We start from the raw sequence: 20,568 nt of genomic DNA on the forward strand, positions 1-20,568 counted from the left end.
CGGGCGCCAGCACGACCGGGAGGATCCACCTCCCGGGGTCGCCGGCACGGCCCGGAGGATTCCCCCTCCCGGGGTTGCTCCCGCACCCCTTGGGGCCGCTCCCGCACTTCCTGGGGCCACTCCCGCACCTCTTGGGACCCCTCTCGCATCGCCCCCCACCGCCCTCACCGGTCTCGCTACTGTGAACGCGTGACCGCTGCCGACACGGGCCAAGGGCCTTCCCGGACCGCCTCCACGGGCCGCTCGCCGCCCTCCGCGCCCCCGTTCTCACTTCTTCAGCGCCGCCTCCATCATGGCCTTGGCGACCGGGCCGGCCAGGCCGCCGCCGGAGATCTCGCTGCGGGCGGCGTCGCTGTCCTCGACGACGGAGGCCACGGCGATCTGGTGGCCCTGGGAGTCCTCGGCGTAGGAGACGAACCAGGCGTACGGCGTGCCGCTGTTGTCGACGCCGTGCTGGGCGGTGCCGGTCTTGCCGCCGACGGTGAGGCCGTCGATCCTGGCGCCGGAGCCGGTGCCCTTCTCGACGACGGTCTGCATGGCGGACTGAAGCTGTTCGGCGTTCTTCTGGGACATCGCGGTGCTGTACTTCTTCGGGCCGTAGTCCTGGACGGTGTTGCCGCCACCGTCGGTGATCTTGTCGACCTCGTACGGGGTCTTCAGTTCGCCGTCGTTGGCGATGGCCGAGACGACCATGGCCATCTGCAGCGGGGTGGCCTGGTCGTCGAACTGGCCGATGCCGGAGAGGGCGGTCTGCGCGGAGTCCATGCCGGAGGGGTAGATGCTCTTGCCCGCGCGGACCGGTACGTCGATCTTGGAGTCGTTGAAGCCGAACTTCTCGGCCTGTTCCTTGACCTTCTTCTCGCCGAGGTCGGCGGCCATCTTGCCGAAGACGTTGTTGCAGGAGTACTGCAGGGCGGTGCGGATCGTGGCGTCCTTGCAGGGGGCCGCGGGGTTCTCGTTGGTGAGGTCGGTGCGGGTGTTCGGCAGCCGGTAGGGGTTGGGGCTGTCGGTGCGTTCGTCGACCGAGGAGTAGAGGCCGTTCTCAAGTGCGGCCGCGGCGACGACGAGCTTGAAGGTGGAGCCGGGCGGATAGGTCTGGCGCAGTGCGCGGTTGAGGTGCGGCTGTGCCTTGTCGCCGGTGAGCTTCGCCCAGGCCTTCTGGTCGGCCCCGGACTGGCCGGCGAACTTGCCGGGGTCGTAGGAGGGCGTGGAGACCATGCCGAGGATGCGGCCGGTGGCCGGGTCGAGGGCGACGGCGGCGCCGGTCTTGTTGCCGAGCGCTTCGTAGCCGGCCTTCTGGACCTTGGAGTCGAGGGTGGTGGCCACGTCGCCCCCCTTGGCACGTTCCCGGGAGACGAGGTTCACCGGGGACTGGAGGCGGCTGTCGGAGCCGTCCAGTACGTCGCCGTACAGGGCTTCCAGCTGGGTGGAGCCGTAGATCTGGGAGGTGTAGCCGGTGAGCGGCGCGTACAGGGGGCCGTCGGTGTAGGTCCGCTTGTAGGCGAGGGATCCGTCGGTGCGGGCTGAGCCGGTGACCGGGCGGCCGTCGACGAGGATGTTGCCCAGCGGGCGGGAGTACTTCTGGATGGTGACCCGCGGATTGTGCTCGTCGTCCGCGAGGGAGTCCGCCTTGACGCCCTGTGTCCAGGTGATCCAGCCCATCAGGGCGAGGACCAGGGCGATGCAGAAGACGGAGACGCGTCGCAGGGGTTTGTTCATGGCCCCCAGCGTCACTCCGCTCGATGAGAGCGGGATGAGAAAACAGTACGTATCTGTCGACAAGGGGCGCGCCGTGTGCCACTCGCCGGCCATGCGCGAGGCCCCCGTCCCTGTGCAAGGGTCCGGGGGCCTCGGCTGCGAGCGGTGCCGTTACGCCTTGGGCAGGCGCTCCAGCTGGGCGGTGATGCGGACGATGTCCGCCTCGGCGGTCTCCAGGCGGGTGCGGATCTTGTCCACGACCTTGTCGGGGGCCTTGGCGAGGAACGCTTCGTTGCCGAGCTTGGCGGTGGTCTGCGCCTTCTCCTTCTCGGCGGCGGCGAGGTCCTTGGCCAGGCGCTTGCGCTCGGCCTCGATGTCGATCGCGCCGGAGAGGTCGAGGGCGACGGTGGCGCCGGCGACCGGCAGGGACGCGGTGGCGGCGAAGTCCTCCCCCGCGGGCTGCAGGCGCAGCAGGGAGCGCATGGCGGCTTCGTGCGCCGCGAGCGCGGTGCCCGTCAGGTCCAGCCGGGCCGGGACCCGCTGGCCGGGCTGGAGGCCCTGGTCGGAGCGGAAGCGGCGGACCTCGGTGACGACCTGCTGGACCGTCTCGATCTCCTTCTCGGCGTCCTGGTCGCGGAAGCCGTCCGTGGTGTCGGCCCCGGGGACGAGCACAGCGGTCGGCCAGTCGGCGATGACGACGGACTCCTTGCCGGTGAGCGTGGTCCACAGCGCTTCGGTGACGAAGGGGACGACCGGGTGCAGGAGGCGGAGGGTGACGTCCAGGACCTCGCCGAGGACGCGGGCCGAGACCTCGGCGGCGCGGCCGCCGCCCATGAACGTGGTCTTGGACAGCTCGACGTACCAGTCGAAGACCTCGTCCCAGGCGAAGTGGAAGAGGGCGTCGGAGAGCTTCGCGAACTGGTAGTCCTCGTAGTACGCGTCGACCTCGGCGACCACCGAGTTCAGGCGGGAGAGGATCCAGCGGTCGGTGGCCGACAGCTCGGACGCGTCCGGCAGCGGGCCTTCGACCGTGGCGCCGTTCATCAGCGCGAAGCGGGTGGCGTTCCAGATCTTGTTGGCGAAGTTGCGGGAGCCCTGGACCCAGTCCTCGCCGATCGGCACGTCGACGCCGGGGTTGGCGCCGCGGGCGAGGGTGAAGCGGAGCGCGTCGCTGCCGTACTTGTCCATCCAGTCCAGCGGGTTGACCGCGTTGCCGAAGGACTTCGACATCTTCTTGCCGAACTGGTCGCGGACCATGCCGTGCAGGGCGATGGTGTGGAACGGCGGGGTGCCGTCCATCGCGTACAGGCCGAACATCATCATCCGGGCGACCCAGAAGAAGAGGATGTCGTAGCCGGTGACCAGGACGGAGTTCGGGTAGAACTTCGCGAGGCTCTCGGTCTGCTCGGGCCAGCCGAGGGTGGAGAAGGGCCACAGGCCGGAGGAGAACCAGGTGTCCAGGACGTCGGTGTCCTGCGTCCAGCCCTCGCCGGTGGGCGGCTCCTCGTCGGGGCCGACGCAGACGACCTCGCCGTTCGGGCCGTACCAGACCGGGATGCGGTGGCCCCACCACAGCTGGCGCGAGATGCACCAGTCGTGGAGGTTGTCGACCCAGTCGAAGTACCGCTTCTCCATCTCCTGCGGGTGGATCTTCACCCGGCCGTCGCGGACCGCGTCGCCCGCGGCCTTCGCGAGCGGGGCGACCTTGACCCACCACTGCATGGACAGGCGCGGCTCGATGGTGGTCTTGCAGCGCGAGCAGTGGCCCACGGAGTGGGTGTACGGGCGCTTCTCCGCCACGATGCGGCCCTCGGCGCGCAGCGCGGCGACGATCGCGGAGCGGGCCTCCAGGCGGTCCTGGCCCTGGAAGGGGCCCGGGACGGTGATGACGGCGTGCTCGTCCATGACCGCGATGTTCGGCAGGTCGTGGCGCTGGCCGATCTCGAAGTCGTTCGGGTCATGGGCGGGCGTCACCTTGACGGCGCCGGTGCCGAACTCGGGGTCGACGTGCGCGTCGGCGACGACCGGGATGGTGCGGTCGGTCAGCGGCAGCTTGATCTGCTTGCCGACCAGGTGCTTGTACCGCTCGTCCTCGGGGTGCACGGCGACGGCGGTGTCGCCGAGCATGGTCTCGGCGCGGGTGGTGGCGACGACGAGCGTCTCCTCCCCCTCGCCGTACCGGATCGACACCAACTCGCCGTCGTCGTCCTGGTACTCGACCTCGATGTCCGAGATCGCGGTCAGGCAGCGCGGGCACCAGTTGATGATGCGCTCGGCGCGGTAGATCAGCTCGTCGTCGTAGAGCCGCTTGAAGATCGTCTGGACGGCCTGGGAGAGGCCCTCGTCCATGGTGAAGCGCTCGCGGGACCAGGCGACGCCGTCGCCGAGGCGGCGCATCTGCCCGGAGATCTGGCCGCCGGACTCGCCCTTCCACTGCCACACACGCTCGACGAACGCCTCGCGGCCCAGGTCGTGGCGGGACTTGCCCTCCTTGGCGAGCTCGCGCTCGACGACGTTCTGGGTGGCGATGCCGGCGTGGTCCATGCCGGGCTGCCACAGCGTCTCGAAGCCCTGCATGCGCTTGCGGCGGGTGACGGCGTCGATGAGGGTGTGCTCGAAGGCGTGGCCCAGGTGCAGGCTGCCGGTGACGTTCGGCGGCGGGATGACGACGGTGAAGGGATCCTTGTCGCTCTTCGCGTCCGCGTCGAAGTAACCGCGCTCTACCCAGCGCTCGTACAGCGGCCCCTCTACGTCGGCCGGCGCGTACTGGGTCGGCAGTTCGGTGGGGGTGCTGTTCGGCCCGGCAGTGGGGCTCTGCTGAGGTGTCTCGGTCACGCCGCTCAGTGTACGGGCGCGGATGTAGCAGTCTCGAATCGGTTTGGGCCCCGGGGCTTCAGGGGTGCCTGGTGTCGTACAGGATGTGAGCAACGCATAAACCTGTCTGTTGTTCTGTACGTAACGAGGGGAAACCGCTCCATGAGCTACAACCAGCCGCCACCCGGCCCGTACGGGCAGCCCCCGCAGCCGGGTCCTTACGGGCAGCCGCAGCCCCCGCAGCCGGGCTACGGCTACCCGCAGCAGGGCGGCCCGGTGCCCCCGCAGCAGCAGCCCTACGGTCAGCCCCAGTCGCCCTACGGCCAGCCGCCGCAGGCCCCTCAGCAGCAGCCCTACGGCCAGCCGCAGGCGCCGTACGGCCAGCCCCAGCCGCCGTACGGGCAGCAGCAGGCCCCGTACGGCCAGCAGCCCGGCCAGTTCCCGCAGCAGGCCCCGTACGGCCAGCAGCAGTACGGCCAGGTCCCGCCGCCCGCGCCCGACAGCGGCGGCAGCGGGAGCGGCAAGGGCAAGAAGATCGCCCTGATCGTGGGCGCCGTCGTGGTCGTCGGCGCGATCGCGGGCGGCGCCATCGCGGTGTTCGGCGGGGGCGGCGGGGTGGAGGACGACGGTCCGCACAAGCTCTCCACGCCTTCCCAGGCGGCCGGCTACACGCTGGTGCCGGGCTCGGGCCGGACCTCCGCCGGCAAGGACGGCATGTCCAAGAACCTGCCGATGAAGGACCCGACGTCGGTGCAGGGCGTCTACTCGCCCGGCGCCGACCCGAAGGACGGCCTGGTGCTGCAGGGCTCCTACGGGACGATGACCGACCCCGGTTCGGCGCTGGACGCCTTCTTCCTGTACATGCAGAAGCAGACGGTGAAGAACGGCAGCGACGCCGATCTGGTCGGCACGCCCGAGGAGTTCACCCCCGAGGGCGGCGAGGGCGCGCTGGTGAAGTGCCAGATGGCGAAGGCCAAGGACCCGAAGCCGGGTGAGGTCTCCGAGCTGCCGATCTGCGCCTGGGCCGACTACAGCACCTTCGGCGTGGTCATGCCGGGCGAGAAGAACTCGGCGCGGCAGCTGGACTCCGCCGCCGACCTGCTCGGCAAGGTCCGCAAGGACGTCCGCGTCAAGAAGTGACCTCGCTGGTCACACCCCCGGAGCGGTGACACCGAAGGGGGCTCCCGGCGTCTGCCGGGAGCCCCCTTCGTCGCGTTCGGGGTGCGGGCCGTGCGGATCGTGCAGGCCGTGCGGTCCGTCCGGGGTGCGGGCTACGCGCTCTTCTCGTGGTGCTCGCCCGACTCGCCGCCGCGGTTGCGCGGGACGAGCGTGGGGTTCACGTTCGACTGGACGACGTCCTCGGTGATGACGACGCGGGCCACGTCCTTGCGGGACGGCACCTCGTACATCACCGACTGGAGGACCTCCTCCATGATGGCGCGCAGGCCACGGGCGCCCGTGCCGCGCAGGATCGCCTGGTCGGCGATGGCCTCCAGCGCCGGACGGTCGAAGTCCAGCTCCACCCCGTCCAGTTCGAAGAGGCGCTGGTACTGCTTCACGAGCGCGTTCTTGGGCTCCATCAGGATCTGCAGGAGCGCCTCGCGGTCGAGGTTGTGCACCGAGGTGATCACGGGGAGCCGGCCGATGAACTCGGGGATCATCCCGAACTTCACCAGATCCTCCGGCATGACCTCCTGGAACTGGTCCTTGGACTCGATCTCGCGCTTGGAGCGGATCGTCGCGCCGAAGCCGATGCCCTTGGCGCCGGCCCGGGACTCGATGATCTTCTCCAGGCCCGCGAAGGCGCCGCCCACGATGAACAGCACGTTCGTCGTGTCGATCTGGATGAATTCCTGGTGCGGGTGCTTGCGCCCGCCCTGCGGCGGGACCGAGGCGGTGGTGCCCTCCAGGATCTTCAGCAGCGCCTGCTGGACGCCCTCACCGGAGACATCGCGGGTGATCGAGGGGTTCTCGCTCTTGCGGGCGACCTTGTCGATCTCGTCGATGTAGATGATGCCCGTCTCGGCCTTCTTGACGTCGTAGTCGGCGGCCTGGATGAGCTTGAGGAGGATGTTCTCGACGTCCTCGCCGACGTACCCCGCCTCCGTCAGCGCCGTCGCGTCGGCGATGGCGAACGGGACGTTGAGCATCCGGGCGAGCGTCTGCGCGAGCAGCGTCTTGCCGGAGCCGGTGGGGCCGAGCAGCAGGATGTTGGACTTGGACAGCTCGATGCCCTCGTCGTTGCCGCGCGCGCCGCCGTTCTCGCCCGCCTGAACCCGCTTGTAGTGGTTGTAGACGGCTACCGAGAGCGCCTTCTTCGCGGCCTCCTGGCCTACGACGTAGCCCTCCAGGAATTCGTAGATCTCCCGGGGCTTGGGCAACTCCTCCCAGCGCACCTCGGAGGTCTCGGCGAGCTCCTCCTCGATGATTTCGTTGCAGAGGTCGATGCACTCGTCGCAGATATACACACCAGGACCCGCGATGAGCTTCTTCACCTGCTTCTGGCTCTTCCCGCAGAACGAGCACTTGAGCAGGTCGCCGCCGTCACCGATGCGTGCCACGAGGTGCTTCCCCTTCGCCTGGGATCCGCATTGCTCCTACGGACCCGGGTGCTTGCCTAATCGACGGTACCTTGCCGGGCCCCCACTGCGGGCCCCCCTTGAACCGACTCGGCCGACTCGGTCCAAGGGGGAGCCACTCCGGCTCAAGTCGCGACCAGCGCGATCAATCGGTCGGTCAAACGGAAACGGAACTCTTCCGGGTCGACACGATCTGGTCCACAAGACCGTACGCGAGGGACTCCTCGGCCGTCAGGATCTTGTCGCGCTCGATGTCGTCGCGGATCTTCTCGATCGGCGTGGTGGAGTGCTTGGCGAGCAGCTCCTCCAGCTGGGTGCGCATGCGCAGGATCTCGTTCGCGGCGATCTCCAGGTCGGAGACCTGACCGCGGCCCGTCTCGCTGTACGGCTGGTGGATCAGCACGCGGGCGTTGGGCAGCGCCATCCGCTTGCCGGGGGTACCGGCGGCGAGCAGCACGGCGGCGGCGGAGGCCGCCTGCCCCATGCAGACCGTCTGGATGTCCGGCTTCACGAACTGCATCGTGTCGTAGATCGCGGTGAGCGCCGTGAAGGAGCCGCCGGGCGAGTTGATGTAGATGGAGATGTCGCGGTCGGGGTCCATCGACTCCAGGCACAGCAGCTGCGCCATGACGTCGTTGGCCGAGGCGTCGTCGATCTGCACGCCGAGGAAGATCACGCGCTCCTCGAAGAGCTTCGCGTACGGGTCGTACTCCCGCACACCCTGCGAGGTGCGCTCCACGAAGCGCGGAACGATGTAGCGCGACTCGGCCTGCGGGCCGGTGTACTGCGACTGGCCGGCGGACTCGGACATGGTCCGCTCGTACAGGCCGCTGCCGGGGAAGTTGTTCATCTGGGTGTTCACCGTCCTGGTGGCGATCGAATGGGCTGGGTCGGCTGGGGGTGAGTGGTCCGGGCCGTCAGGCGCCGGTGCCGCCCCCGCCCGGGACGCCGGCGGCGGAGCCCATGACGTCGTCGATGAGGCCGTACTCCTTGGCCTCGTCGGCGGAGAACCAGCGGTCGCGGTCGGAGTCGCGCGTGATCTGCTCGACGGTCTGACCGGTGTGGAAAGCGGTCAGCTCCGCCATCCGCTTCTTGGTGTGCAGCAGCCGCTCGGCGTGGATCTTGATGTCCGACGCGGAGCCCGCCAGGCCCGCGGAGGGCTGGTGGATCAGGATCTCGGCGTTCGGCAGCGCGAAGCGCTTGCCGGGGGTGCCGGCGCTCAGCAGGAACTGGCCCATGGAAGCGGCCAGGCCCATGGCGATGGTGACCACGTCGTTCTTGATGTACTGCATGGTGTCGTAGATCGCCATGCCGGCCGTGATCGAGCCACCGGGAGAGTTGATGTAGAGGAAGATGTCCTTGTCCGGCTCCGCGGCCAGGAGGAGCAGCTGCGCGGTGATCTTGTTGGCGATGTCGTCGTCGACCGGCTGGCCGAGGAAGATGATCCGCTCGCCGAGCAGCCGGTTGTAGACCTGGTCGCCGAGGCCACCGAAGGTCGGCTCAGCGGCGGCGGAAGGCATCGGGATCGTCACGTGTCCACCTGCTCGTTGTCGGACGGCTTCGAGGACCGTCTCAGCGTCGTCTTCTGGGCGCGGGACCCGGCGCCTCGTCGGCGCCCCCGGCGCGGTGTCGGAAAGTCCCCTGCCCACGTATCTACGGACCCTAACGCGCTGGTCGGCGGGCGCCATCCCGCATTGAGAACTGTTCGCTCTGAGCGCAGGTGCCCGGGGCGCTCCCGGGGCCGTCGGGAAGCGCGGATGCACGACGGGCCCGAACACGCGCGGTGCGTGTCCGGGCCCGTCGTCAGCGTGCTGTGCGGCCGGTGCGGCCGCGTCCCGGCCCTGGTGGGCCGGGCGGCGGACCTCAGGCCTTGGTCTCGTCCTCGGCCTGCTCGTCCTTGGCCTCGGCGGCCTCGGCGGTGGCGTCCTCGACGGCGTCGGCGGCCTGCACGGTCTCGGCGGTCTCGTCAGTCTCGTCAGCGTCGTCCAGGTCGACGACCTCACCGTTGGTGTCCTTGACGGTGGCGGCCTCGACGACGACCGCGAGGGCCTTGCCACGGGCGACCTCGCCGACGAGCATCGGCACCTGGCCACCCTCGACGACGGCCTGCGCGAACTGGTCGGGGGACATGCCGGAGGACTGGGCGCGGCGCATGAGGTGCTCGGTGAGCTCCTCCTGGCTGACGTTCAGCTTCTCCTTGTTGACCAGCTCGTCGAGGACGAACTGGGTACGGATGCCCTTCTCCGCCTGCTCCTTGGTCTCGGCGTCGAACTCTTCCTCGGTCTTGCCCTGGAACTCCAGGTACTTGGCGAGGTCGAGGCCCATCTGGCCGAGCTGGTGGTTCACGAGGTTGTGCTTGCGGGTCTCGATCTCGTCCGCGAGCAGCTTCTCGGGGATCGGGACCTCGACGAGCTTGAGCAGCTCCTCCAGGACCTTCTCCTGGGCCTGGGTGGCCTGGTCGTACTTCTTGGTCTGCTCAAGGCGCTTGCGGCTGTCGTCCTTGAGCTCGTCCAGAGTGTCGAACTCGCTGGCCAGCTGCGCGAAGTCGTCGTCCAGACCGGGCAGTTCCTTGGCCTTGACCTCGGTCACCTTGACCGTGACCTCGGCCTCCTTGCCCGCGGCGGAGCCGCCCTTGAGCTCGGAGGTGAAGGTGGCCTCGCCACCGGCCTCCAGGCCCTTGACGGCGTCGTCGATGCCGTCGAGCAGCTCGCCGGAGCCGATGGTGTAGCTGACGCCCTCGGCGACGCCGTCCTCCAGGACCTCGCCGTCGACCTTGGCCTGCAGGTCGATCGTCACGACGTCGCCCTCGGCGGCGGCGCGCTCGACGACGGAGGTGGAGGCGAAGCGCTCACGGAGCTGCTCCACCGCCTTCTCGACGTCCTCGTCGGACACCTCGACGGCGTCGACCTCGACCTCGATGCCGGAGTAGTCCGGGATCTCCAGGGTCGGGCGGATGTCGACCTCGGCGGTGAAGGCCAGCAGCTCGCCGTCCTTCAGCTCGGTGATGTCGACCTCGGGCTGGCCGAGGACGTTCAGCTCACCCTCGTTGACCGCCTCGGTGTAGAACTTCGGGAGCGCGTCGTTGACGGCCTCCTCCAGCACCGCACCGCGGCCGAACCGCTGGTCGATCACGCGGGCCGGGATCTTGCCCTGGCGGAAGCCCTTCACCGTGACCTGCTGGTTGATCTTCTTGTACGCCGCGTCGAGGCTGGGCTTGAGCTCCTCGAAGGGCACCTCGACAGTGAGCCGAACCCGGGTCGGGTTCAGGGTCTCCACGGCGCTCTTCACGGTTCGGTCTCCTTGGGGCTGACTTCTGGGGTTCTGCTGGAAGATCCCCGGGCCTTCAAGACGCGCGTGGCGTATCGGGCCCGGCGGATCGCGCCCGGGAGACCTGGAAGAGAGGCACACGGACGCGCAGCTTGCATAGTAACCGCAAGCACGACGCGCCCCACAATGCGATCTTGACAACACCCGTTCAGGCAGGTCGGGCGGTGGATGATGCGATCGTGGGATGGCTGGAAAGCCACATGATGGTCGGGGTGGCCGGATTCGAACCGACGACCTTCCGCTCCCAAAGCGGACGCGCTACCAAGCTGCGCCACACCCCGTCGGTGCGACACGTAGGGTACATGCCCGCAGGCCATGCGGCTGCCAGATATCCGAGGGACGAGTGGGGTGTGCGGCGCACGGCCCCGACCCGCTACGATGCTCTTCGTGCCGGAGCCGCTCCACGGTCCCCGGCGCATGCGGGCGTAGCTCAATGGTAGAGCCCTAGTCTTCCAAACTAGCTACGCGGGTTCGATTCCCGTCGCCCGCTCCACGACAGAAGGCCCGGTCGCGCGCAGGACGGCGCGGCCGGGCCTTCTGCGTATCCCGGGGTACGCGCCGGCTGGCTAGGGTGCGGGCATGGAGATCTGGGTGAACCCCGCGTGTTCGAAGTGCCGGTCCGCGGTGCAGCTGCTGGACGAGGAGGGCGCGCAGTACACCGTGCGCCGCTATCTGGAGGACCCGCCGAGCGCGGCGGAGCTGCGGGCGGTGCTGGACCGCCTGGGGCTGGAGCCGTGGGACATCACACGTACCCAGGAGGCCGCGGCGAAGGAGCTGGGGCTGAAGGACTGGGAGCGGACGGCGGACGCCCGGGAACGCTGGATCGAGGCGCTGGCCGCGCACCCGAAGCTGATCCAGCGGCCGATCATCACCGCGGACGACGGCAGCGCCGTGGTGGGCCGCAGCGAGGAGTCCGTGCGGGATGCACTGGCCCGCGGCCGGAAGTGAGGCACCGGCGGTGAGGCGAGCGGCGCCGGGCCGCGGGGCCGGTCCGGTGCCCTGTTCGCGCTGATCGGAAGTGGTCCGCTCGGCGACCGGAAGCGTCCGTTCGCCGATCGGGAGCGGTTCATGCCCGTCAGCTCGCGCCCGTCAGAAGCTGATGTTGTTGATGGTGTCCGCGACGGAGTTGAAGAAACGGTTCACGGCCGGGGCCATGCCGGTGGACGCGAGGAAGAAGCCGAAGAGTATGGCCACGATCGCGGGCCCCCACTTCAGCGACTTGTTGCGGAGCAGCACGATCAGAATGATCGCCAACAGCAGCACCACGGACAGGGAAAGTTCCACAACTGATCACACCCTTGGTCGGAACACCACACCGGCCCTGGAAGCATGCAGCCGTGCATACCCCCGCCGGCACCCATCGTGCCACCAACTGTCTTCCCGGTGGAGACGAGTGACGAATCATCGGCCAAGGCTTTACGCACTTGAGGCGCTGCCGCGTCTTCCGGACAGCTCTTCCCGATGAGCCGCACCCCGTAAGGGAACGTGCCGATTCCGGCCGTCGATTCGGCCTGATCATTTCCGTGGGGCGGTCACTCGGTGCGCCGCGTATACCCACTTCACGCGCGGTAATTCGAATTCCGGAATGGCGTTCCCGTGAGAAGCGCCACGCGGCCGGAACGCCACACAGCGGGACATTCCCGCCGGGGCTCCGCCGAGGCATATGCACCGCTAAAGCGGGATCTTTCCCCACAGAACGGGCATGAATGCGCCCGATCCGAGAACGGCCGGTTCTTCCCGCCTGCCGGCGATCTCCGCGGGTAGCAGCAGAAATACCCCCGACGTAAGAAGACGGTTTTACGCACTCTCCGGTCCCCCACTAAGGTGCCTCAGATGTTCCACGGCGACCAGCGAAGTCCGCTCCCCCCGGTCAAGGAAACGCCCGCCGCAGCCGCGCCTGCCGAGAAGCCGCCGGGCACGCCCGCGGCGCCGGCCGGCTCCGTCCGGACGGAGTCCGCACCGGCCGCGTCGGAGAAGCCGAAGAAGAAGGAGCGCGACCCCTTCTTCGACAACGCGAAGTACCTGGCGATCGTCCTGGTGGCCATGGGCCACGCCTGGGAGCCGCTGTCCGACGGCAGCCGTGCCGCCGAGGCGCTCTACATGGTCGTCTACACCTTCCACATGCCGGCGTTCATCATCGTCTCCGGTTACTTCTCGCGCAGCTTCGACATGCGCAAGGACCGGCTGCAGCGGTTGATCACCGGCGTCGCGGTGCCGTACGTGATCTTCGAGGTGGCGTACAGCTTCTTCAAGCGCTGGGCCGACCACGACCCGGGCCACCCGATCAGCCTGCTGGACCCGTGGTTCCTGACCTGGTTCCTGGTCGCGCTCTTCATCTGGCGGCTCACCACGCCGCTGTGGAAGATCGTGCGCTGGCCCGTCCCGCTGGCCCTGACCATCGCGATGCTGGCCTCCATCTCGCCGGACATCGGCGACGACCTGGACCTGCAGCGCGTCCTGCAGTTCCTGCCGTTCTTCGTCATCGGACTCTTCATGAAGCCCGAGCACTTCCGGTGGGCGCAGCGCCGCGCGGTGAAGTGGGCCTCGCTGCCGATCTTCGCCGCCGCGCTGGTGACGGCGTACTGGGCGGCGCCCCGGATGACCTCGGCGTGGTTCTACCACCGCGACAGCGCGCAGGAGCTCGGCGCGCCGTGGTGGTCGGGGCTGGTCATGACGCTGGCCCTGTTCGGCTGCTCGGCGGTGCTGGTGACCTGCTTCTTCGCGTGGGTGCCGAAGCGTCGGATGTGGTTCACGGTGCTGGGCGCCGGCACGCTGTACGGCTATCTGCTGCACGGCTTCCTGGCGAAGGGCTCGCGCTTCTGGGGCTGGTTCGACGACTACCAGTGGCTGCACTCGCCGCTGGGCGAGATCGCGGTGACGGTGATCGCGGGCGCGGTGGTCACGGCGCTGTGCACGCCTCCTGTGCAGCGGATCTTCCGCTTCGCGATGGAGCCGAAGATGAACTGGGCCTTCAAGAAGGACCCGGCCGACACGGCGCGGGCCCGCGGCGCGGGCGGTACGGCGGCGTAGCGGGCGCCGGGCGGGCAGGGAGCGCCCGCCCGGGTGCGGACCGTCAGGGTGCGGGAGCGGCAGCGATGCCGCTCCCGCACCTTTCGCATGTCCGCAGCCGTTGCGGCCGGCTCGACCGCCTCGGCCGGTTCGGCCGGTCCATCGCCAGACCCTTCCCAAGGTCGTTTGGTAAACTAATTACATACGTTCTTTTGACCATTCCTTGACCTATGCCCGAGCCCCGTCCGAACCTCTGGAGGAGCCATCGGACACGCGGAGACCCTGCTCGCCATGGGCGGCGCCTTCCTGGCCGCCGCCGTCCTCGCCCGCCTCGGCGGCCGCATCGGCCTGCCGACCATCCCCCTGTTCATCCTGGCCGGCATCCTGCTCGGCCCGAACACCCCCGGCTACGTCCTCGTCTCCGATCCGCACGATCTGGAGATGCTCTCGCTGCTCGGCCTGGTGCTGCTGCTCTTCTACCTGGGCCTCGAATTCCACCTGGACGACCTCAAGACCGGCGGCCGCAAGATGGCGCTGGCCGGCGGCGCGTACCTCGCGCTGAACGTCGGCGCGGGCCTCGGTTTCGGCTTCGCGCTCGGCTGGGGCACGGCGGAGGCGCTGGTGCTGGCCGGGGTGCTCGGCATCTCGTCCTCGGCCATCGTCACGAAGGTCCTGGTCGACCTGGGCCGGCTCGGCAATCCCGAGACCCGCCCGATCCTCGGCATCATCGTGGTCGAGGACATCTTCCTCGCCCTCTACCTCGCCGCCCTGCAGCCGGTGATCTCCGGTGCCGACTCGATGACCTCCGCCGCCGTCGACGCCGGCAAGGCCTTCGGCTTCCTGCTGCTGCTCGCCGCGGCGGCCCGCTGGGGCACCCGGCTCGTCGGCCGGCTGATCGCCACGCGGGACAACGAACTCCTGGTGATCTCCTTCCTCGGCGCTGCCGTGCTGATCGCGGGAGTCTCGGAGGTGTTCGGGGTCGCCGACGCGATCGGCGCGTTCATGGTCGGCCTGATGCTCGGCAGCACCAGCTCCGGCGAGCGGATACGCGAGCTGGTGCACCCGCTGCGGGACGCCTTCGGCGCGATCTTCTTCTTCGCCTTCGGGCTGTCCATCGACCCGGGCGACCTGCCCACCGTCCTCGTGCCGGTGCTGGCAGCGGTGGCGGTGACGCTGCTGATGAACGTCGTCGCCGGGCTCGTCGCCGCCCGCATCTACCGCTTCGGCCCACGGCCGGCGGCGAACATCGCGACCTCGCTGCTGGCCCGCGGCGAGTTCGCGCTGATCCTCGCGACGATGGCCGCGACGGCCGGCCTGGACGAGCGGCTGTCGCCGTTCATCGCCGGGTACGTCCTGATCCTCGCGGTACTGGGCCCGCTGGCCGCGGGGCGCGCCGGCTGGCTGGCACGCATCCTGCCGGGGCGCGCGGCACCGCGTACGGAGGAACCGGCGAAGGCCGAGCCGGTCGCGGCCGGCGGGGGCGGCTGACCCGGCGCGACCCGCGCCCGCCCTCGGGCTCAGTCCCGGCGGATCAGCAGGAGCGCGCGGTCGTCGTGCACGTCCTTGGCGACCGCCTCGATCAGATGCCAGGCGGCACCGGTGAAGCCGGCGGTCACGTAGCGGTCGGCCTCACCGGTGAGGCGGTCGATGCCCTCGGCGATGTCCCGGTCGGCGGACTCGACCAGCCCGTCGGTGAAGAGCATCAGCACGTCGCCGGGGCGCAGCGTCCCCTTGATCGGGTCGAAGTGGGCGCCGTCCATGATGCCCAGCAGCGGCCCCTCGGCCGCCTTCTCCTCCCAGCGGCCGCTGCCCGCGCTCAGCTGGAGGGCCGGCGGGTGCCCGGCGGAGAACAGCTCGTAGTCCCCGGACTCCAGGTCCAGTACGAGGTGGATGGCGGTCGCGAAGCCCTCGCTCCAGTCCTGGCGGAGCAGGTAGCCGTTGGCGGCGGGCAGGAAGGCGTGCGGCGGCAGCGAGCCGAGCAGGCCGCCGAACGCGCCCGACAGCAGCAGTGACCGGGAGGCGGCGTCCATGCCCTTGCCGGAGACGTCCGTGAGGACGACCTCCAGGATGTGGCCGCCGTGGGTGCGCGAGGCGACGACGAAGTCGCCGGAGAAGGACTGGCCGCCGGCCGGCCGCAGCGACATCTCGCGGTGCCAGCCGCGCGGCAGCTGCGGCAGCGCGCTCTGCACCCGGATGCGCTCGCGCAGGTCGAAGAGCATCGTGCCGCCGCGTCGCCAGGGCACCCCCACCCGGCTGCGGAACTGCGCGATCAGCAGCCCCAGGAGGCCCACCGCGGCGACCACCAGGACCGTGCCGGGCGTGATCCGGTCCGGGCCCCGCTCGTACGGGCCGAGCACCGCGGCCTCCACGATCAGCGCCACCGCCGCGGTGCCGTACAGCGCCAGCAGGCTGGCGGGGCGCAGCAGCAGCCCGCCCGCGACGATCGGGAGGACCAGGGCGGTGGGGGCGAACCAGTCGGGGCGCCAGATGGTGCAGCCCGCGAGGACCGGTACGGAGAGCAGCAGGGCGGCCAGCGCGACCCAGTCGGAGCCGTCGCCGCGGAAGTAGTCGACCATGGCCTTGCGCACGCCGATGCGAGCCCGGTGCATCGCCTTGCGCACCCGGGCCGTCAGGGTCTCCGCTGCCGCGCCGCTCGCCATTGCCCCGTGACCATATCCACCCCTTTGGCGGCGCGTCGATTCGTGGCACGCCGCCCGCGGCAATTGCCAGGAAAACGTGTTCGAAATCCAGTCGCGTCCGCGAGCCGGCGGCTGCTACGCATGGCGTATGACGACACAGGTGCGGACATTGCGGGCGGCCGAATGGGACGGCTGGTACGCCACGTTGGAGCGGGCGTTCGGCGGGGCTGCGGAGTCTCCCGAGGAGCGCGGGCTCTATCGGGACCTGACCGAGATGGACCGGTCGTTCGGCGTGTGGGACGGGTCCGAAGTGGTGGGCACGGCCGGGGCTTTCACCTTCCGGATGGCCGTGCCGGGCGGGGCGCTGCTGCCCGCGGCCGGCGTGACGATGGTCAGCGTGCAGTCGACGCACCGGCGGCGCGGACTGCTGACGCAGATGATGCGGCATCAGCTGACGGACGTACGCCGCCGTGCGGAGCCGCTCGCCGTATTGACCGCGTCCGAACCGGTGATTTACGGACGGTTCGGATACGGCGTGGCCACCCGTCAGGCGCAGCTGCGGGTGGAGACGAAGCGGGTCGCCCTGACGCTCCCGGACGGCACGGACGACGTACGCCTGCGGATCGTGCCGCCCGCCGAGGCGGTGGCCGCGTGCGAGCGGGTGTACGCGCGGCTCGTCACCGGCCGGCCCGGGATGCTCGCCCGGCAGCCGGGCTGGGAGCGGCTGCCGGTGCTGGACCCGCCCGGCGACCGGGCGGGCACGGGGGAGCTGCTCTGCGTGCTCGCAGAGGTCGCCGGCGAGGTACGGGGGTACGCGCGGTACGCGGTCAAGGCGGAGTGGGGCGACGGCGGTCCGGACGGCACCGTCCAGCTGCGGGACATCGAGGCGCTGGACCCGGTCGTCCGTGCGGCGCTGTGGCGCTACCTGCTCTCCGTCGACCTGACCTCCACCCTGGTGAGCCACAACCGCCCGGTGGACGAGCCGTTGCTGCACATGGTGTCCGACGTGCGCCGGTGCGGGGTGCGGCTGCGGGAGGGGCTGTTCCTGCGCCCGGTGGAGGTGGGCGCGGCGCTCGCGGGGCGCACGTACGCGGCCCCGGTGGACGTGGTCCTCGACGTCCGCGACGCCTTCTGCCCGTGGAACGAGGGGCGGTGGCGGCTGTCCGGTGACGCGAAGGGGGCCTCCTGCGAGCGGACGGCGGACCGGCCCGACCTGGCCCTCTCGGTACGGGAGTTGGGGGCGGCGTACCTCGGTGACACCCGGCTGAGCGCGCTGGCGGCAGCGGGCCGCGTACGGGAGCTACGCCCCGGCGCGCTGGCCGAGGCCTCGGAAGCCTTCGGCTCCGATGTGGCGCCGTGGTTGCCGCACGGGTTCTGATCCCGGGCGCGGGTCCACGGGGGCCTGCCGCGCGTCAGCGCGTCTGGCAGCCCGGACACCAGAACAGGTTGCGGCCGCCGAGGTCCGCCGTGCGGATCTCCGTGCCGCAGAGGTGACACGGCTGTTGCGCGCGGCGGTAGACGTACACCTCGCCGCCGTGGTCGTCGACGCGCGGCGGCCGGCCCATGGCCTCGGGCTCGTGCTCGGGCCGTACGGTGTCGATGCGGTTGTTGCGGACGCCCTCGCGCATGAGGACGACCAGGTCCGACCAGATCGCGTCCCATTCGGAGCGCGTCAGATCGCGACCGATGCGGTACGGGTCGATTCCGTGCCGGAAGAGGACCTCGGCGCGGTAGACGTTGCCGACGCCCGCGATGACCTTCTGGTCCATCAGCAGCGCGGCCACGCTCGTCCGGCTGCGCGAGATCCGCCGCCAGGCCCGCTCCCCGTCGTCCTCGGCACGCAGCGGGTCGGGCCCGAGCCGGTCGTGTATCGCCTGCTTGTCGGCGTCGGTGAGCAGCGCGCAGGCGGTGGGCCCGCGCAGGTCGGCGTAGTGCGCCTCGTTGGCCAGCCGGAGCCGCACCGTGTCGGTGGGCGGCGGCGCCGGCACCGGGCCGAAGCCGAGCTTGCCGAAGAGGCCGAGGTGGACGTGGACCCAGCCGGCCCCCTCGAAGCCCAGGAAGAGGTGCTTGCCGTGCGCCTCGGTGGCCGCCAGCACCTGGCCGTCGACCAGCGCGGCGCCGTCGGCGAACTTGCCCTGCGGGCTGCTCGCACGCACAGGCCGGCCGCCGAACCTCTCGAAGTGGTCGGCGGCCAGCCGGTGGATCGTGTGCCCCTCGGGCATCGGCGATCGGTCCTGTCCTGCGGTCGTTGTGCGACTCAGCCCTGCTGGGGGTGGTGGGCCGGGATGGCGGGCAGCTCGCCGGTGGTCTCGTACCGCGAGAGCATCTCGATCCGGCGGGTGTGCCGCTCCTCGTTGCTGTACGGCGTGGCGAGGAAGGCCGCGATGAACGCGGTGGCCTCGTCCTGGGAGTGCATCCGGCCGCCGACGGAGATCACGTTGGCGTTGTTGTGCTCCCGGCCGAGCTTGGCGGTCTCCTCGCTCCAGGCCAGCACGGCCCGGACGCCCTTGACCTTGTTGGCGGCGATCTGCTCGCCGTTGCCCGAGCCGCCGATCACGATGCCGAGGGCTTCCGGGTCTGCGGCGGTCTTCTCCGCGGCCCGGAGGCAGAACGGCGGGTAGTCGTCCTGGGCGTCGTAGATGTGCGGGCCGCAGTCGACGGGCTCGTGGCCATTGGCCTTCAACCACTCGACGAGGTGGTTCTTCAGTTCGAAACCGGCATGATCGGAGCCGAGGTACACGCGCATGCGACGAGTGTGACACGACGGGGTCGGGGTAGGTGCCGTTGGGTCTCCCTACGAGTCGACACAGGGAAACATCGTCGTTACTTGTCGTACACAAGTTCGCCGTACAAACGCACGAACTCGTTAACGATACGGATTCGGGGGCTTCCCCTCCCTGTGCCCCGGAAGATCTCATCCAGGGGCTCGACACATCAGCGACCCACACAAGGACGGTGCACATGGGCGCGCACCCGCCGACCACGACCGACGGGCGGACCACCGGTGACCCCGGTGCCGACCGGTCGCCGGAGGGCCTGCAGGCAGGACTCAAGAACCGCCATCTGTCGATGATCGCCATCGGCGGGGTGATCGGCGCCGGCCTCTTCGTCGGCTCCGGCGCCGGCATCGCGGCGGCCGGCCCCGGCATCCTCCTCTCCTACGCGTTGACCGGCCTGCTGGTCGTCCTCGTGATGCGGATGCTCGGCGAGATGGCCGCCGCCTCCCCCACCTCCGGCTCCTTCTCCACCTACGCGGACCGGGCGCTGGGCCGCTGGGCCGGCTTCACCATCGGCTGGCTGTACTGGTTCTTCTGGTCCGTCGTACTGGCCGTCGAGGCGACCGCCGCGGCCGCGATCCTCACCAACTGGGTCCCGGCCGTCCCGCAGTGGGCCTGGGCGCTGCTGGTGATGATCGTGCTGACCGGTACGAACCTGATATCCGTCGGCTCCTTCGGCGAGTTCGAGTTCTGGTTCGCCGGCATCAAGGTGGCCGCGATCGTGATCTTCATCGTGGCAGGCGCACTGGCCGTCTTCGGGCTGCCGCCGGGCGACGAGGCGGTGGGCCTGTCGAACCTCACGGGGCACGGCGGCTTCCTGCCGCACGGGCCCGGCGCGATCCTCTCCGGCATGCTGCTGGTCGTCTTCTCCTTCATGGGCAGCGAGATCGTCACCCTCGCCGCCAGCGAGTCGCCCAACCCGGTCCAGGCCGTCCGCAAGGCCACCAACAGCGTCATCTGGCGGATCGCGATCTTCTACCTCGGCTCCATCGCGGTGATCGTCTCCCTGCTGCCGTGGGACGACAAGGGGGTCGAGAAGAGCCCGTACGTCGCCGTGCTGCAGTCGCTGGACATCCCGTACGCGGGCACGGTGATGGACGTCGTGGTCCTCACGGCCGTCCTGTCCTGCCTGAACTCCGGCCTCTACACCGCCTCCCGGATGGCCTTCTCGCTCGGCGAGCGGGGGGACGCGCCGAAGTCCTTCACCCGCGTCAACAAGGGCGGCGTCCCCGCGGTCTCCATCTGGGCCTCGGTCGCGTTCGGCTTCATCGCGACGATCTTCAGCTACACCTCGAAGGACACGATCTTCCAGTTCCTGCTGAACTCCTCGGGCGCCGTCGCGCTCTTCGTGTGGCTGGTCATCTGCTTCTCGCAGCTGCGGATGCGCCGCACGATCGAGCGGGACACGCCGGAGCGGCTGACGGTGCGGATGTGGCTGTACCCGTACCTGACGTACGCCACGATCGCCCTGATCCTCTTCGTCGTCGGCTACATGTTCTACAACCCGGAGGGCCGCCAGCAGATGATCATGTCGGTGGCCGTGGGCGCCCTGGTGCTCGTCGTCGGCCTGGTGCGGGACCGCGTGCGGCGTGGCCGCACGACCGCGGCCGGCGAGGACACGGGCACGGACACCGGCACCGGCACCGGCACCGGCGTCGAGGACGCACGGACGGACGACCTGACCCGGTCCTAGGTCTTGGGCATCCCCACCGGAACGGTCCTGGG

General features: G+C 69.9%; 16 protein-coding genes and 2 tRNA genes. 7 read left to right on the plus strand and 11 right to left on the minus strand.

Going from position 1 to position 20,568, the window contains the following annotated elements; translation table 11 throughout:
* Positions 1 to 267: 267 nt before the first annotated feature.
* Both IF20_RS21455 and IF20_RS21460 read right to left on the minus strand, forming a co-directional pair.
* The gene (locus tag IF20_RS21455; protein ID WP_052866893.1) at positions 268 to 1,719 is read right to left on the minus strand and encodes a peptidoglycan D,D-transpeptidase FtsI family protein; all 1,452 of its coding nucleotides are present in this window, start codon (positions 1,717 to 1,719) and stop codon (positions 268 to 270) included.
* A gap of 150 nt (positions 1,720 to 1,869) precedes the next feature.
* Positions 1,870 to 4,533 (minus strand): valine--tRNA ligase, encoded by a 2,664-nt coding sequence (locus IF20_RS21460; protein WP_052866894.1) that lies wholly within the window; start codon positions 4,531 to 4,533, stop codon positions 1,870 to 1,872.
* Between the two features lie 141 nt (positions 4,534 to 4,674).
* On the opposite strand from IF20_RS21460, the gene IF20_RS21465 reads away from it, so the two are divergent.
* Positions 4,675 to 5,652 (plus strand): hypothetical protein, encoded by a 978-nt coding sequence (locus tag IF20_RS21465; RefSeq protein ID WP_052866895.1) that lies wholly within the window; start codon positions 4,675 to 4,677, stop codon positions 5,650 to 5,652.
* 131 nt (positions 5,653 to 5,783) lie between these two features.
* Here IF20_RS21465 and clpX read toward each other — a convergent pair whose 3' ends face one another.
* The 5 genes from clpX to IF20_RS21490 form a co-directional block, all read right to left on the minus strand.
* Positions 5,784 to 7,073, minus strand: coding sequence for an ATP-dependent Clp protease ATP-binding subunit ClpX (gene clpX / locus IF20_RS21470; protein ID WP_052866896.1), 1,290 nt, complete (start codon positions 7,071 to 7,073; stop codon positions 5,784 to 5,786).
* Positions 7,074 to 7,248: 175 nt separating this feature from the next.
* Positions 7,249 to 7,941 carry an ATP-dependent Clp protease proteolytic subunit gene (locus tag IF20_RS21475; protein WP_030614811.1) on the minus strand — a complete coding sequence of 231 codons (693 nt, stop codon included), beginning with the start codon at positions 7,939 to 7,941 and terminating at the stop codon, positions 7,249 to 7,251.
* Between the two features lie 67 nt (positions 7,942 to 8,008).
* Positions 8,009 to 8,611, minus strand: coding sequence for an ATP-dependent Clp protease proteolytic subunit (locus tag IF20_RS21480; RefSeq protein WP_030614813.1), 603 nt, complete (start codon positions 8,609 to 8,611; stop codon positions 8,009 to 8,011).
* A gap of 343 nt (positions 8,612 to 8,954) precedes the next feature.
* Positions 8,955 to 10,379: a trigger factor gene (tig, locus tag IF20_RS21485; RefSeq protein WP_052866897.1), complete on the minus strand. Its 1,425-nt coding sequence runs from the start codon at positions 10,377 to 10,379 to the stop codon at positions 8,955 to 8,957.
* 243 nt (positions 10,380 to 10,622) lie between these two features.
* Positions 10,623 to 10,699 (minus strand) — tRNA-Pro (locus IF20_RS21490).
* Positions 10,700 to 10,837: 138 nt separating this feature from the next.
* Here IF20_RS21490 and IF20_RS21495 point away from each other — a divergent pair.
* Positions 10,838 to 10,911 (plus strand) — tRNA-Gly (locus tag IF20_RS21495).
* An 86-nt stretch (positions 10,912 to 10,997) separates the two neighbouring features.
* On the plus strand, positions 10,998 to 11,366 hold the full coding sequence (locus IF20_RS21500; RefSeq protein WP_052866898.1) for an arsenate reductase family protein: 369 nt from the start codon (positions 10,998 to 11,000) through the stop codon (positions 11,364 to 11,366).
* A gap of 141 nt (positions 11,367 to 11,507) precedes the next feature.
* Here IF20_RS21500 and IF20_RS21505 read toward each other — a convergent pair whose 3' ends face one another.
* Positions 11,508 to 11,702, minus strand: a complete 195-nt coding sequence (locus IF20_RS21505) for a hypothetical protein (RefSeq protein WP_052866899.1) — start codon at positions 11,700 to 11,702, stop codon at positions 11,508 to 11,510.
* Positions 11,703 to 12,251: 549 nt separating this feature from the next.
* Between IF20_RS21505 and IF20_RS21510 the strand changes: the two genes are divergently transcribed.
* Both IF20_RS21510 and IF20_RS21515 read left to right on the plus strand, forming a co-directional pair.
* A complete protein-coding gene (locus IF20_RS21510) occupies positions 12,252 to 13,448 on the plus strand; it encodes an acyltransferase family protein (RefSeq protein WP_052866900.1) in 1,197 nt (398 codons plus the stop codon).
* 270 nt (positions 13,449 to 13,718) lie between these two features.
* Complete coding sequence (locus tag IF20_RS21515) at positions 13,719 to 14,915, plus strand: cation:proton antiporter (RefSeq protein ID WP_052866901.1); 1,197 nt, start codon at positions 13,719 to 13,721, stop codon at positions 14,913 to 14,915.
* 29 nt (positions 14,916 to 14,944) lie between these two features.
* Here IF20_RS21515 and IF20_RS21520 read toward each other — a convergent pair whose 3' ends face one another.
* The gene (locus IF20_RS21520) at positions 14,945 to 16,087 is read right to left on the minus strand and encodes a PP2C family protein-serine/threonine phosphatase (protein WP_052866902.1); all 1,143 of its coding nucleotides are present in this window, start codon (positions 16,085 to 16,087) and stop codon (positions 14,945 to 14,947) included.
* Positions 16,088 to 16,214: 127 nt separating this feature from the next.
* Between IF20_RS21520 and IF20_RS21525 the strand changes: the two genes are divergently transcribed.
* Positions 16,215 to 17,444: a GNAT family N-acetyltransferase gene (locus IF20_RS21525; RefSeq protein ID WP_052866903.1), complete on the plus strand. Its 1,230-nt coding sequence runs from the start codon at positions 16,215 to 16,217 to the stop codon at positions 17,442 to 17,444.
* Positions 17,445 to 17,478: 34 nt separating this feature from the next.
* On the opposite strand, the gene IF20_RS21530 is transcribed toward IF20_RS21525, so the two are convergent.
* Positions 17,479 to 18,288, minus strand: coding sequence for an Fpg/Nei family DNA glycosylase (locus tag IF20_RS21530; protein WP_052866904.1), 810 nt, complete (start codon positions 18,286 to 18,288; stop codon positions 17,479 to 17,481).
* A gap of 35 nt (positions 18,289 to 18,323) precedes the next feature.
* Positions 18,324 to 18,812, minus strand: a complete 489-nt coding sequence (locus tag IF20_RS21535; RefSeq protein ID WP_052866905.1) for a ribose-5-phosphate isomerase — start codon at positions 18,810 to 18,812, stop codon at positions 18,324 to 18,326.
* Positions 18,813 to 19,027: 215 nt separating this feature from the next.
* Between IF20_RS21535 and IF20_RS21540 the strand changes: the two genes are divergently transcribed.
* A complete protein-coding gene (locus IF20_RS21540; protein ID WP_110944406.1) occupies positions 19,028 to 20,536 on the plus strand; it encodes an amino acid permease in 1,509 nt (502 codons plus the stop codon).
* The last annotated feature ends 32 nt before the right edge of the window (positions 20,537 to 20,568 follow it).

Origin of the sequence: Streptomyces niger, from assembly GCF_000718305.1 — a bacterium.
GTDB lineage: Bacteria > Actinomycetota > Actinomycetes > Streptomycetales > Streptomycetaceae > Streptomyces > Streptomyces niger.